Annotated in this window: 1 protein-coding gene; it reads right to left on the bottom strand. The window is 66.9% G+C overall.

Features of this window, described 5'->3' with window-relative positions; all coding sequences use genetic code 11:
* On the bottom strand, positions 1-259 hold a 259-nt coding region (locus RVY79_RS18000; RefSeq protein WP_317465884.1), incomplete at its 3' end, for a hypothetical protein.
* Between the last annotated feature and the right edge of the window lie 110 nt (positions 260-369).

The following is a 369-nucleotide window of genomic DNA, read 5'->3' as shown; positions in this document are numbered from 1 at the left end:
CCACCCGCGCGACGACGCACATCGCGATGACCTCACAGCTGCCCGCCAGGTAGATGGCCAGCCGCGAACCGGCCACGATCGCACGGCGATTGCGCGTACCCTGCCAGAGCGGCCATTGGCGCATGTCGAGCAGGCGCCGTGCGGCCGCCTCGGCAGTGAGCTTGCGGCCCTGGGTGTCCAGGCAGGCCTGCTTGATGAGCACGAAGTGCTTCCTGCTCCCGCTTTCATTCTGGGTGTCGGTCTTCGTGTAGGTAGTCATCTGGCGCTCCTGCGCAGAAAGAAGGTTGGTGCTGCGCCGCGGCGACGCCTCGGCCGGCTGTTTGTTCCGATGGGCTCAAATTTCAGGCAGCCCGGCGGCCGCCTGCTGTG

This window comes from Chromohalobacter sp. HP20-39, assembly GCF_033052815.1.
Lineage (GTDB): Bacteria > Pseudomonadota > Gammaproteobacteria > Pseudomonadales > Halomonadaceae > Chromohalobacter.
This window is presented reverse-complemented; position numbering and strand designations above follow the sequence as displayed.